This is a genomic window from Sulfidibacter corallicola (assembly GCF_017498545.1).
In the GTDB taxonomy this organism is placed as follows: Bacteria; Acidobacteriota; Holophagae; order Acanthopleuribacterales; family Acanthopleuribacteraceae; genus Sulfidibacter; species Sulfidibacter corallicola.
In genome coordinates this window covers 7986691-7999976 of the sequence record NZ_CP071793.1, presented here as the reverse complement: position 1 = coordinate 7999976, position 13286 = coordinate 7986691, and the positions used below count along the sequence as shown (strand labels likewise).

General features: G+C 58.5%; 11 protein-coding genes. 8 read left to right on the top strand and 3 right to left on the bottom strand.

What is annotated here, in order from left to right:
- Window positions 1-150 precede the first annotated feature (150 nt).
- From J3U87_RS24590 to J3U87_RS24580, 4 genes are all read left to right on the top strand, one after another.
- On the top strand, window positions 151-3879 hold the full coding sequence (locus J3U87_RS24590; RefSeq protein WP_237378433.1) for a carboxypeptidase regulatory-like domain-containing protein: 3729 nt from the start codon (window positions 151-153) through the stop codon (window positions 3877-3879).
- 307 nt (window positions 3880-4186) lie between these two features.
- Complete coding sequence (locus tag J3U87_RS24585) at window positions 4187-4612, top strand: gamma-glutamylcyclotransferase family protein (RefSeq protein ID WP_237378432.1); 426 nt, start codon at window positions 4187-4189, stop codon at window positions 4610-4612.
- A gap of 31 nt (window positions 4613-4643) precedes the next feature.
- Window positions 4644-4778 carry a hypothetical protein gene (locus J3U87_RS35045; RefSeq protein WP_272932416.1) on the top strand — a complete coding sequence of 45 codons (135 nt, stop codon included), beginning with the start codon at window positions 4644-4646 and terminating at the stop codon, window positions 4776-4778.
- A gap of 532 nt (window positions 4779-5310) precedes the next feature.
- The gene (locus tag J3U87_RS24580; RefSeq protein WP_237378431.1) at window positions 5311-5748 is read left to right on the top strand and encodes a nucleotidyltransferase; all 438 of its coding nucleotides are present in this window, start codon (window positions 5311-5313) and stop codon (window positions 5746-5748) included.
- A 188-nt stretch (window positions 5749-5936) separates the two neighbouring features.
- Here J3U87_RS24580 and J3U87_RS24575 read toward each other — a convergent pair whose 3' ends face one another.
- Complete coding sequence (locus tag J3U87_RS24575) at window positions 5937-6410, bottom strand: YHS domain-containing (seleno)protein (RefSeq protein ID WP_237378430.1); 474 nt, start codon at window positions 6408-6410, stop codon at window positions 5937-5939.
- A gap of 204 nt (window positions 6411-6614) precedes the next feature.
- Between J3U87_RS24575 and J3U87_RS24570 the strand changes: the two genes are divergently transcribed.
- Complete coding sequence (locus tag J3U87_RS24570; protein ID WP_237378429.1) at window positions 6615-7550, top strand: AraC family transcriptional regulator; 936 nt, start codon at window positions 6615-6617, stop codon at window positions 7548-7550.
- Window positions 7551-7681: 131 nt separating this feature from the next.
- On the opposite strand, the gene J3U87_RS24565 is transcribed toward J3U87_RS24570, so the two are convergent.
- Together J3U87_RS24565 and J3U87_RS24560 are read right to left on the bottom strand one after the other, a co-directional pair.
- Window positions 7682-8380 (bottom strand): response regulator transcription factor, encoded by a 699-nt coding sequence (locus J3U87_RS24565; RefSeq protein WP_237378428.1) that lies wholly within the window; start codon window positions 8378-8380, stop codon window positions 7682-7684.
- On the bottom strand, window positions 8377-9948 hold the full coding sequence (locus J3U87_RS24560; RefSeq protein WP_237378427.1) for a sensor histidine kinase: 1572 nt from the start codon (window positions 9946-9948) through the stop codon (window positions 8377-8379). Before J3U87_RS24560 ends, J3U87_RS24565 begins: the two co-directional genes overlap by 4 nt.
- 185 nt (window positions 9949-10133) lie before the next feature.
- Here J3U87_RS24560 and J3U87_RS24555 point away from each other — a divergent pair, with 185 nt between their 5' ends.
- From J3U87_RS24555 to J3U87_RS24545, 3 genes are all read left to right on the top strand, one after another.
- Complete coding sequence (locus J3U87_RS24555) at window positions 10134-10652, top strand: hypothetical protein (protein ID WP_237378426.1); 519 nt, start codon at window positions 10134-10136, stop codon at window positions 10650-10652.
- Window positions 10649-12175, top strand: a complete 1527-nt coding sequence (locus J3U87_RS24550; protein WP_237378425.1) for a Vgb family protein — start codon at window positions 10649-10651, stop codon at window positions 12173-12175. Before J3U87_RS24555 ends, J3U87_RS24550 begins: the two co-directional genes overlap by 4 nt.
- 303 nt (window positions 12176-12478) lie before the next feature.
- Window positions 12479-12892: a hypothetical protein gene (locus J3U87_RS24545; protein WP_237378424.1), complete on the top strand. Its 414-nt coding sequence runs from the start codon at window positions 12479-12481 to the stop codon at window positions 12890-12892.
- The last annotated feature ends 394 nt before the right edge of the window (window positions 12893-13286 follow it).

Sequence of the window (13286 nt, the reverse complement as noted above, 5' to 3'; positions counted from 1 at the left end):
ATTCAAAAAATTGGATTTTCTCGTTAGATCACGGCTCGTCCTATCGGCAAACACTTGTCAAATTTACGTGTTACAAGATTATGAACAGCGGCAAAAACCTGGCCTTCAGCTTGCACTCTCGTTAGCGAACTTTCGCTCAGGAGGTTAGATATGAAGGTACATGGCATCGCTCGATTCGTGCTCCCCTTCCTTTCGTTGGCGTGGCTCCTTTCGGGATTCACGCTCTTGGCCCAAATTCAGGCGGTCGATACCGGACCGGGTCCACGGTTGGTTTCCCACGATGAGGGAACCACCACCGCCGCACGACTCTTGGACTTGGATATTTCCGCCCGCATCCACGGATTCCTGGCCGAAACGACGCTAACCTGTACCTTTTTCAATGAACGAGACCTCGAGATTGAAGGCGAATTCCTGGTCCCGCTGCCGGAAGGCGCAACCGTGTCGGGCTACGCCCTCGACGTCAACGGCCAACTGGTGGACGGCGTGATGGTGGAAAAACACCAGGCCCGCATCGCCTTCGAGCGGGAGTCGCGCCGCAAGGTGGATCCCGGCATCGCGGAATGGGTGGACGGCAACGTGTTTCGTACCCGCGTCTATCCGATTCCCGAGTTCGGGACCCGCACCATTCGCCTTCGCTACGTTCACCCACTTTACCTGAAGGAACAGCGGCTCTATTATCGCCTGCCGCTGGAGGGCTATCCCCGGCTCGGCCGCTTCGCGCTCGACCTCTCGATCGAAGGATTTCCCGCGAAGCCCACGCTGACCCGAGATCCGTTTGACGGGTTGCACCTTCAAGCGCTGGCTGATGGCAAGGGGTACCGGATTCACAAGGTGTTCGAGCGGTTCCAGCCGAAAAAAGAACTGGTCGTGGGTTGCCCGGTGGGATCGGATCCCCTGATTTCACTCGCCGAGATCGGCCCGAACGAGTACGCGTTCGCGGCTGCCGTCAGTCCCGGGCTCACCTCAGCGCGCACCATCGACCTCGCCCCCAAGCGGGTCGCCATCTATTGGGACGGGTCCCTGAGCGTGACCGAAGCCGGACAGGCCCGGGCGCAGGCGTTCCTCGAGGCGTTCATGCGCGGGATGCCCACGGTCGAACAGGTCGACCTGGTGGTGTTTCGCGATGTCCACGAGCCCGTGCGTTCCTTCCGGCGCCGCGGGCATCGCGGTTTCGCCGATCTGTTCGCGGCACTGAAGCGGATCGAGCAGGACGGCGGGACGGATTTCTTCGGGTTGACCCCGGTTCCCGAAGCGGATCTCGGGCTCCTGGTGAGTGACGGTCGCGACACGCTCAACGGCCCGGGTCAGCCGCTTTTCGACCATCCCCTGTACGCACTCAAGACCGAAAGATTGGGTCAGAACGAAACGATGCGGTATTTGGCCGAGGAATCGGGCGGCGCCTTCATCGACCTGAGCGCGACCAAAACGGAAGCGGCCCTGGCGCAAATGAAGCGGAGGCCGTTTCGGTTGGTCAAAGCCGAATTGCCGGATGGACGCATCGGGGAAGTGCTGCCCGTACCCACCGATGGTTTGGAAAACCGGGCCCTGGTGACGGGCACCCTGACGGGATCCCACCCGACCCGGCTGGTGTTGCGCTATGGCTTCGGTACCTCCGCCGAGCGCCAGATCGAGTTGGATTTGAAGCCGGAAACGGCCACCCAAGACGGCTTTGCCGGCCAGATCTGGGCGCAACGCCAGATGCGCGAATGGATGGTCTTCCCCGACCGCAACCGCGAAAAAATCGTGGCGCTTTCCCAACGATTTGGCCAGGTTTCTCCCTTCACGACGGCGATGGTCTTCGAAGATCTCTCGCAATATCTCGAATACCAGGTGGAGCCGCCCGCGATGTTGGCCGACATGCGCGCTCAATACCGGGCCAGCCTGAAAGAAACGAAACATGAATTCGACGAGCAGGTGGCGGAGTACCGCGAAGATGTGTTCGATTCATATGAGTACGTGCAGGAGCACCGCTCCGACGAGTACCCGCTGGAAACGCTGAAGCCCGAAAAGCGATTCGACTGGCGGGCCGCATTGGAAGCGGCTCAGGCCTTTATCGACGCCGGCGACGAAGAGGTTGGGGACACCGAAGATGCCGAAAGCCCATCCTCGACTCCCTCCCCCGGCAGCCGCAAATCGGCCGATACCTTTCCCGTGGTGGCCATGGTCCCGTCCGACAAGCCAAGCGTCCGGGGAACCCTTCGCGATGCAAGGGGCCAACCGGTTGCGGGGGTCCAGGTCACCGTGACGCCCGTTTCCGGAGAAAGCCAGGGCAAACCCGTGACATTGACCACCGATGAGCAGGGTGCCTACGAGGCGACGGGACTGGCTCTCGGGCGCTACACCCTGTCGTTCGAGAAAGAGGAGTACCACAACGCCTCCAAGCAACCATTCACCTTGGTGGGTGACCGAACGTTTCGCTGCGATGCGCATATGTGGAAAATCCCTTACTACGAACAGATAAAAATGACGTTCGAAACGAAGGAACATGTCGAGATCACCGGCACGGTTCTGGCCAAAGACGGCACCACGCTGCCAGGCGCCCAGTTGAAAATCACCGAAAAAGGCCAGGATCCGGGCACCGCAACGCGCACCATATCTTCGGATGCCGACGGACGGTTTCGCTTTTCGGGGTCATCCGCCAAAACCTACCACATCGAGGTCGATCACCGATCATTTCCGGGAGCCATTCCAACCAGCATCGACTATTCCGATGAGTCGACCATCAAGATCATCATGGATTGGACCCTGCACCTAGAAGCAATGGCGGCAGTCTCCGGAAGCGACCAATTGATGCAAGCCGTCGTGGAGACCATCGTATCGAACGAGTCGGGCGACGAAGGCGGTTCGACGGTGACCCTGGTCCCTTGGGACGCCAAGGTCTCCTACGTAGCCGAGCTCGCCGCGCTGACCCCGGATCGCCGTTACGCCGGCTACTTGGCTTTGCGGCAAAAGCATGGCCGCTCACCGGCGTTCTTTCTCGATTGCGCCCGGTCGTTTTTCCGGGAGGGCGAGCCGGTGTTGGGACGCCGCATTCTCTCGAACCTGCTGGAACTGGGACTGGAAGACGCCCAATCGATGCGGGTCACGGCCGGTGTGCTGGTGGAGCAGGGCCTGCTGGAGGATGCGGAAGGTCTCTACCTGCGCCTGATCGAGTTGCGGCCCGAGTGGCCCCAGGTCAAGCGGGAATACGCACTGGTGCACGCCTCCATGGCCGATCAAGCCCTCGAACGCGGCGAACGGGCTATGGCCCAGCGTCATTTCCGCCTGGCCCTACAGGCGATGGGCGAAGCGATTTGGACACCTTGGGGCGACGTGCCCGACCACATGGCGCTGCTCTACCTCGAAGACGAGCGCTTCGAAGGGTTTTCGACCCTGGCGGCGTTGGAATACCAAGGTATCCGTCAGGCCGCGTCCCGGGCGCTCGGATCGGCCACCTCGCTGGAACCCTTCGCCAAGCTGGCGACCGGACTCCAAGGCCGAGCGGAAGGTGACCTGATGGTCTTGCTCCATTGGGACGACCCCACCGCGGACATGGACCTCTGGGTCGTGGAAGCCAGCGGTGAGCTGGCCAATTGGGAAAATGAGGAAACGCGGATCGGCGGTTTGATGACCGCGGACCTGACGGAGGGCCTGGGCCCCGAAGGCTACGTCCTTTTCCGGGCGATGCCGGGCACGTACAAGGTGTTCGTCCAATACTACGGCAGCAACAACACGGCATTGACGGGGCATGCCACCTGTACCGTCACCGTCGTCCGCGATTTCGGTCGCGCCACCGAACGCCGCGAGACGCAGACGATCCGCCTCGAGCACGCCGACGAGCTGAGGGAGGTGCTGGACGTGGAGATTCCCGCCGTCGAACGCTCGCCCAAGGGTAGTTGACCCGCAATCAAGCGTCGGATCGGGGGCAAGATCCCCGATCCGCCTTTTGCCGCATGTCGAACCGCGCGGTACACTATGTGACGCCGTGCACATGCCGGCGAGCGAAGCCCAGCAGGTCCGGCATCGCGTGACCGGTGGCGATCCCAACCACGCCGGAGGGGTCGCCTGGGGCCTCGGGCCAAGTGAACCCAAGGCCACTCCCCTACGCTTGATTCTCTCGGCTGATTGAACCAGGCCTCTGTTTCCCGCAGAGCCGACACGATTCTTCCCGAACCAACCGGCGCTCGATGGTCGGAGGAGGCACCTGATGAACGCGATTTTCTTTTACGGTCTCTTCATGGACGCGAAACTCCTGGAGAAAAAGGGTCTTCATCCGCGTCGGGTCGGGTCGGCCAAACTACCTGACTTCCGGATCCAGATAGGAAACAGGGCGACGCTTGTCCCATGCGCGGGATCCGTTTCGTACGGCGTCGTCATGGCGCTTTCCGCCGAAGAGGCCAGATCGCTGTATTCCGAGGCCAGCGTCCGCGACTACCAGCCTGAACCCGTACTTGCCCAACTCATCGAGGGTTCCGAAACCATTGACGCGATGTGTTACAACCTAGCTCCCGATTCGGCGGGAACAGGCACCAACGCTGAATATGCGATGCGGCTCTCGAAACTGGTTCTCGAATTGGGTTTTCCACCAGCATATGCCGACGAGATCGCACGGTATGGGCGGGTGACAAAATGATAAGGTGTGGGTTTTGGAAAGTGTGACGGAGATGAATACGCCATGGGTGAAACAGAGCTATGTCATCAAGGAACCACCCTACCTGATCAAGCGCACGTCCATAAACAAGGAAAGCGGCGAAGAAAACGTCTGGATGGAGCTGATTCACTTCCAAACATTTAAATAAGGCCCCCTAGGTCGGTTTTTTCGAGTCCTGCTCCCCGAACCCGCGGGGAGGAATCGTTTATTTTTGAAGATGTAGTAACATTATGGTCGTGTTCCCCGCGCCCGCGGGGAGGAACCGCTTCGTTTGACCAGATCAAACAAGCGCCGTCTGTGTTCCCCGCGCCCGCGGGGAGGAACCGGCCAACCGAGGTTTTTCAAGACTCGTGGTCCGGTAATTTCCGCAGGAGCGGTCGCGTACCGCTGGATGGCGCCAAAGCTGACTAACTGAGTTTGGCCCGACATTGCTCGGGGCGACTCGCGATGACATCCAGGCAAAAATGGATTGAATCGGATCGAGTTCGACCTGGGTCGCCCCCTTGGGTTTGGATCATTGGAAACCAGCAGGACAAAGGTGCTTATGAAAAAAAAGATTTTGTCGGTCACCACGCACGAACAGTCTGAACGGGAAGATAAAGCCTATTGGCTATCGAAATCACCGGAAGAACGTCTCGAAATGGTTGAACAACTGCGATTGCAAGCGGGGTGCTTTCTTTATGAATATCCAGCCCGATTTCAAAGAGTTATTGAAGTTATTGAAAGAAAATAACGTGCGCTACATGATCGTCGGCGGATATGCCGTTGCGTGGTACGGTCACCCTCGCTTCACCAAAGACCTCGACATTTTTTACCACCCGGACGCTGAAAATGTGGCTCGTCTCAAAATGACATTGGTCCAGTTTGGTTTTCCCGAGGAAGACCTTGGACCCCATTTGTTCCTACCGGGAAATATCGTCAAAATGGGTCTGGAGCCTGTGAGGATTGATCTCCTCAACGAAATCGACGGCGTTTCCTTCAACGAAGCTGAACCGGATTTGACCGAGGGCTTTTACGACGACATCCCGGTGCAGTTCATCGGAAAAGAAGCCCTGATAAAGAACAAGCGAGCGTCGAACCGTCTGCAAGACCTCGCCGACATCGAAAAACTTCTTTAGCAAGTGCCCACCCCGACCGGAAACCAGGAAAGAACAGCCAGTTGGTAGCACCCCATGGCCATGCTTCAGCTTGTTTCGGTTTTTCCAGCCCCCATTCCCGAGAGATCCCAAAAAAGACGGGACCCATTATGGCGGCAAGCCACCACCGAATGGGTCCCTCCCTTGGTCTCAGCCGCGGGGAAGCGCGTCTATTTCAAGGCGGCCGCAGGTTTCGCGGCGATTTTTCCCCAGGCCTTCTCGGCTTTGTGAATGTTGCCGGACACGTCTTTGAGCCAGGTTTGTTGAATATCGCCGTTGAGGTTCACATACAGCTTGCCGCCGACGATTTTCCAATAACGCGGGTCGCCGTCGAATTTGGCACCGACGGAGACACCGTAGGCGCAGAAGCCGCCAAATTGCGGTACGTATTTTTCGGGATTCCGCGCGAACGCCGCACGGTTCTCCTCACTGGAAAAACGATAGGTCGCCTCGTTGTAGACCACGGCATGGCGGGCGGTACCTTCGACCGCACGATGCTCCGTAAAGAAGGCCACCGCGTCGTATCCGTGAAGCGCAAGGCCAGGCCCCTTCGAGGTGAGCCCGCTCGTGGTATTGGTATCGTTGGCGGCAAAGGCCACGCAGCAAAAGACGAGCAACCACATCGTTCGAGAAATGACGTTCATGTCCATACTCCTTGATAATCGAGGTTCGATGGGCGATGACGATTCGGCTCCGAAAGCCGAAGCGTGCCCCGTTAACTTGGTATTCATCTTAGGTACAGGAGAAAATCCGATCCATGCCCTCTCGTCCATGTTTCTTGCCCGATCGTCCAAACCAGCTCAATTCCAGCTACGATCGATTAAAATCAATCTCAGCGGAGGTGGCCAATGGACGTGCTCAGCGACATTCTGGACCTGCTCAGATTCAAGGGGTGTGTCTACTACACCACCCTCTTCCAAGGTGTTTGGGGCATCCAGGTACCTCAATTCAGTAAGGTTGCCAGGTTTCACGTGACCATGAGCGGCGATTGTTGGGTGCGGGTCGACGGCGCCACGGAACCCGAAAAGCTGTCACCCGGAGATATGATCATCGTGCCCCACGGCGCCCCGCACATCCTCAGCAACTCCCTCGACGCACCGATCCAAGACTTGGAGCATGCCATGGTCGAAAGTCAAGGTGTCCAGAACGGCGTGTTCACCTATGGAAGCGACGAAGGAAGGGACCAAACGCGATTGGTCTGCGGACATTTGGAGTACGACACTCGGTTCGATCATCCATTGATGGGAGAATTGCCGAGTTACATCGCGGTCAAGGGCACACAGGCCTTGGAGTTCGCCTGGTTCCACCAGGCGGCGCGACTGATGGCCTACGAGGCCCAGAGCAGGCGTCCTGGCCATGCCGTGCTCGCCAAGAAACTGACGGAGGTGTTGTTCGTCCATGCGATGCGCGTCTGGCAAGAAGAAACTCGATTGAATCGGGGATTCCTGGCCGCCCTACAGGACGAGGGCATTGGGAGAAGCCTCCAGGCGATGCACAGCCAGGTCGCCAAGCGCTGGAATTTGCAGGGTTTGGCCCGCGAGGCCGGGTTGTCCCGCTCCAGTTTTGCCGAACGATTTCGAAGTTGCCTGGGCGTAACGCCCATGCAGTATTTGACCGATTGGCGCATGCAGCGGGCCAAGCGTCTGCTGGCGGATGGAAGCGAGGCGGTGGAGTCGATCGCCGAAATGGTGGGCTACGATTCGCCCGCTGCGTTTTGCCGGGTGTTCAAAAAAACGGTAGGCCTCGGTCCGGGCAAGTTTCGGCGGCAATACCGTGACGAATAAGTGCACGCCTGAGCGAGCTTGGCATGAAAGTAACGGGGGATCCCGCCTCACGGCGTACGGGCTTGGGGTCGCCAGGCGATCCTTGGGATTTGAGAAGACCAACCTGGCCTGAGCGATCCGGTGGCGACCGTTCACGGCACGAACTTATAGCCGATCCCATAGACGGTAATGAAATGTCGCGGACGCTGCGGATCGGTTTCCAGCTTGCGCCGCAGCCAGGCCAAGTGCACGTCGATCGTCCGCGTGGCAACCTCTGCATCGAAGCCCCACACCGCATCCAACAGGCGCTCGCGGGTCAGGAGTTCCTTGGGGTGGTCGAGAAAGTACAGCAGTAATTGATACAAGCGCGCGCTCAGCTCCACCTCTTCGCCCGCCTTGCGAATCAAGACCTGACGGCGGTCCACCTCAATGTCACCGAAGCGATCGACCCGTGCCCCCACCGTCGTGCCGCCCGACCCGCGCTTGTGTCGCCTGATGAGCGCTTCCATACGCGCCAGCAATTCGGGGGTCTCGAAAGGTTTCGTAAGGTAGTCGTCCGCTCCGAGTTTGAGGCCCACGACCTTGTCGGTCAACTGATCCCGTGCGGTCAACATCAAGATGGGGATGTCTGCCTTTGCCGCACGCAAGTCGCGGCATACTTCGAACCCGCTTTTTCCTGGCAGCATCAGGTCGAGCAGAACCAAGTCGAAGGGACCGTCGTGGTGGGCAGCCTGTTCGCCGCTGATCCCATCGGCCTTGTGGGTGACCCGATAGCCTTCCGCTTGGAGGCGGTCACCCAGCGTCAGGGCGAGACCGGGTTCGTCTTCGATCAACAAAATGTGCTCGTTCATGAGATTGGATCCTGGGGCTGGGGCAGCCATACCGTGAACGTGGTGCCGCGATGTTCATCGCTTTGATGGTGAATGCGGCCGCGGGCGTTCTGCACCAATTTACGCACCAGACTCAAACCCAAGCCCGTACCCTGAATCTGATCCTTCCTTGCGCGATCCCCGCGATAGAACTGCTCATAAACACGGCGGCGTTCGCGCTTGGGGATGCCAAAGCCATGGTCCGTCACGTGGATATTGAGTCCCTCCCGCCGTTGTTGCACTCCAGGCACTACCGCAATCTCGACCGTGCGCTCGCTTGGTCCGAACTTGATCGCGTTGCTGATCAGGTTGCGCAAAATCGTATGCAGGGCTTCCGGTTCGATGGCGACGCTGGGAGGGGTGTCCCGACATTCGATGCGCAATTTGCAGCGCTTGCCTTCCAAGAGCAGGGTGAGTTCCCGTTCCACCTGCGCAAGACTGGCGGCCACATCCGCATGTGCGTGGTGCGCCTGAATCCCCTTGCCGAAAAGTTTGCTGTACTGCAACACCTGCATCACCATCGTGCCCAGGCGGCCGCTTTCCTGGGTGATCAAGCGGCCATAGGCGCGTACCTTGTCTTCGTCCTTGATCGTGGCATCGGCCAGGTTTTCACCGGCCATGCCAATCGTAGCGAGGGGCGTGCGCAATTCGTGGCTGAAAGCGGCCATCATCGCGGCCTGCTGCTGGGACAGCGCCTTGGCCCGGCGTAGGTAGGTGTAAAAGGCGGCAAAGGCCAGCGCGAGAAACACCAGGCTCAGCAGCGCCGGAAGGCCATCGCGCAAGCGTTGCCGTCGTTCGATGGCACCCAAGCTGCCGGCGGCCAGCCGTGTCTCCAAACGCAACGCCCCATTGCTTTCAAAATGAAGCGCGGCCGTGTCGGGGGCGAACCGAGGATTGTCCCAGGTCTCCGGATCGTTGATTCGCCACGGGGAGGCGAAGCGGGTTTGAGGATAAAAATGGCTGCTGCCGTCGGCAACCAGGTCGGCCTCACCCAGCAGGGACTCACCGGAAGCTGCATTGATCAGGTTGTAGTGAAAGTCCGTGGGCCTGGGCAGCGCCCGAGAGAAACACCAGGGCAGAAAGGTTTGGCCGAAATATTCGCGATTCCAAACCACGGCAACGATGGTTTCCTCCATTGTCCCGCTGCCGAGCAGCAACGGCGGGAACCCGCGCAACGCCCCCGCGCCGTAAAGCCAGGCTCGTAGGTCGCGATCCAGCGGCAGGGTCACCAGGGAATCCACGGAGAGCTTGGTGGCCGTGTCGCGGTTGGCGGGGTCGACCAACCAGATCGCTTCAACCAGTTCGGGCGTCTTCAGACCGTGCCATGTGCCTTGCAGGCGTCGAGGGTCGGCGCCCGCTTCCTGAAACTGCGCTTCGACCAAAGACAAGCGGTGGTCCAATTCGGCGGCGAACAGAAAGGTGGCCCGTTGCAGGTAACTCTCGCGTTCTTGGGCTTTCGAAGCATGGAGTTGCCGCAACCAATAGGCCTGCAGCGCCGCCATCGCCATCAAAATCGCAGCCGGACCGGCGACCCACCACCACTTGAGCATGAGCGTTCCTCCCTTCGACGAGCTTCCATTGTACGTGGCCGCTTCCGCTTTCTGGGGTGGGCAGGGGCCGATTTTACATTTTTAACAACCCTTTAGCAGGCTCTTAAGGACTAACGCGGCGGTGATTTCCTAGAGTGAAACACGTCGCTGATCGACAGCGGCACATTTCATGACGAGGTGACACCATGCAATGGATCTACCTAGTGTTGACACTGTTGCAACCGACCCAATCATTCGAGGGGCCGAACGGCTTCGACTTCTTCTTGGGAGATTGGCAGGCGAGCCAACGTTGGTTGCAGGAGGACATGACTTACAACGCGTTCACCAACCGGGCGCATGTCTACAAGATCCTGCAGGGGCACGGCATTCAGGATGACAACTTCAAACCGGAGGAAGGCCGCGAGACCTATTTCGGCTCGGCAATGCGCATCTTCGATGGTGAAAACCGGCGTTGGATTTGCCGCTGGTATGACGGCGGCAAGCGGGTATTGGGAAAAGATTTCTTTCTGGCAGCGAACGAGGCGGGGTTCTCCGGCGTGATCGACGGCCAGGACCAACACGGCAAATACCGCGACCACCTCAGCTTTCACCACATTACCCAACGACAGTTCCGGTGGAAGATGGTGCGCCGTTATGAGGGCCTGGATCGGGATTTCCTGATCGGCGAGATCACCTACACGCGTATCGAGGAGGACACGAAGTGAGAGTATGGTTTTTGAGTTTGTTACTGTGCCCCATGGCGTTCGCGGGCGACTGGGTCGTCCCCTGGATCACTCATAACGGCCAATTCAAGAGCGACATCATATGGACCAACCCCACAGCCGAGGCGCTTGTCTTGAATCTGGTCGCCAAACGCAACGGCGGCGAAACATTCGAAGCACAAGTGACCCTGGACCCATTGGCACAACGGGTGGCCGCCGTGAACGAATTGTTCCCCCAGCTCGAAGAAGGGGCGGGTTTCGCACTGTACATGAACAGCGAAAGCGATGCGCTGTTGGGTTCCTACATGGTGGTGGGCACCCAAAGTGCGTCGGGTTCTTCACCCGCTCAAGGCAACATCCAGTTGCAGAGCACGGCCGGTCGACACCTGATCTTTCCCTTTTTGCCCGACCCCGCCTCCCAGATTTCGGCACCGGTCGTCGTGAACCTGGGTACGGACACCGCCAATTTAGTCATGACCGCCTATCAAGACAGCGCCATCCTCGGCCAACGCGAGCACACCCTGGCGGTGGGTGAGCCGTTTGCCGCCGTAAGCAGCGATTTGTTTCCCGATCTAAGCGGGCCGATCTACCTGCATGTCCAAGCGGATCAGCCCTTGGCAGGTACGAGCTTCGCCTTCAACGAACTGCTGGAGCCCTCGGTCAGCGAGGCGCTCGTGGTTGCCCAGGGGCCCGAAGAATTAGTGGACCAAGTCGCGGGCAGCGTCACCACCGTCACGATGGACTCCGATTTGCGCATCGACGGCTTTACCATGGGGCCCGACGGCATGATGTACGCCGCTGAGGGTTGGGCGGGGAACCGCGTGTTCCGCATCAGCCTCGAGGGCGTGGTGGAAACCTATGCCTCCGGCTTGCGCGGGCCGATCGACATGGCTTTCGATCGGTTCGGCAACATGATCGTCACCGAAACCGTGGGATCCCTGGCGCGGGTTGCGCCCGACGGCACGGTCGAGCGCCTGGCCTTCATTCTCTCCGGCCCGAACGGTGTGGCGGTGGGACCGGACGGCAACTACTACGTGACCTACTACGGTGTGAACGGATCGGGCCGTCAGATCGACCGAGTCACACCAGACGGCGAAGTGAGCACCTTCGCGGAAGGCGGTTCGATCCGCACACCGATCGGCATTGCCTTCGATGACGCTGGAATGATGTACAGCACGAACTTCGAAGACGGTGTCGTCAACAAAATCGACAGCAACGGGCAAGTAAGTGTGTTGGCCACCATTCCAAACACCCTGTTGGGCTATGTGCGCGTCGTGGGTGCATACCTATACATCAGCTCGCACACCCATAACGTGTTATATCGGGTGCACAAGGAAACGGGTGCCTGGGAAATCGTCGCCGGCACGGGCGCGGCAAACGACAGCGATGGCCAGTTATTGCAAGCGAGCTTCGCCGGCACCTGGGGCTTGGCGGTTTCTGAAGACAACAGAGACATTTACGTTACCGCCTATCGCGACAACGTCGCAAGCGCCAGCGCCATCGTGCGCCACGTGCGCCTGGACTGACATTTCCGCGGGAACCTCTGTCGGCGTTGGCAGAAAGTCCGGTCGGCAAGGCAAAGATCATCGAGCTGCCTTGTCGACCGCAAGTCGCGGTACAGCGATTGCCCCCCAAAATAACCCGCATCGCCGGCCAGGGAAGCCACATCAAATGTTCACGCGTGTGAACCCGACATAAACGGTGTTTTATATGTCACGATAGTTATCCCCAAGAGTCATTATTCCAATCCAAAAGACTCTTTTGATGGCATCTTTTTTTTAATTCTTGCTACAGGGAGCCCTGTATTTTTTAACAAACAAGAGGCATCCATGTCCGAAAAATTGATATACGCCGAACTCATGACGGGCTATTTCCACAATGGTCCGGCTTGGATTGGATTTGCGAAAAGTTCGAAATCCGGAAAAACCCTGTACTTCAATGGTATGGCGCTTAAACGAGGGGCCGATGGCTACAGAGCCAATTACTGGGACCTTCTTTCGGGCAACGCGTATTGGGTGTCCGGTGTCAAGAAGCGAGGAACCAACCGCCACACATTTGGAAATGGAACCATCATCATCGAAAAACGGGCGGTTGCCGCCTTCTTGAAACATGTCAATTTGGCTGACCTACCAAAAGGTCTTTCCGTCGAAACGCTTCTCCCGGCAGCGCCTCAACCCGAATTTCACAAGCGGGAAAACCTTCCCCTCGAGCAATGGCTCGGTCAGCGTCGTTTCCTCTCGTGATCCGGCACGATCACCCTCGCTTCACCCATACCCTGAACATCTAAGTCAACTTGGCAAGGTTGACTTAACTCCGTTTTCCCTGTGGGCTCTCTTGAAACAAAGTGGTGCATTCAACCTGAGGTGGGTCTTGCCGTCGTCAAATCTCGATCAGGAATGCAGGAATGATCGAAACCAGGAAAAGCAGGACTGTGATGTGACACCAAATGCCGATCCTTTCCTGGTTTCCGATGTTCATGCGTTCCTGCTAAATTTTTCGGATGAACGACCCATGGCCCTTCGCCAGAAACCAGGCGTGCTGTTTCTTTCTCGAAATCGAGCTGGGTATGCCCGCTGGTTCGCGGCTCTTGTGTAACGAACTCTGTAAAGCTCGAAGATAAAGATAAAAACCTAAAAA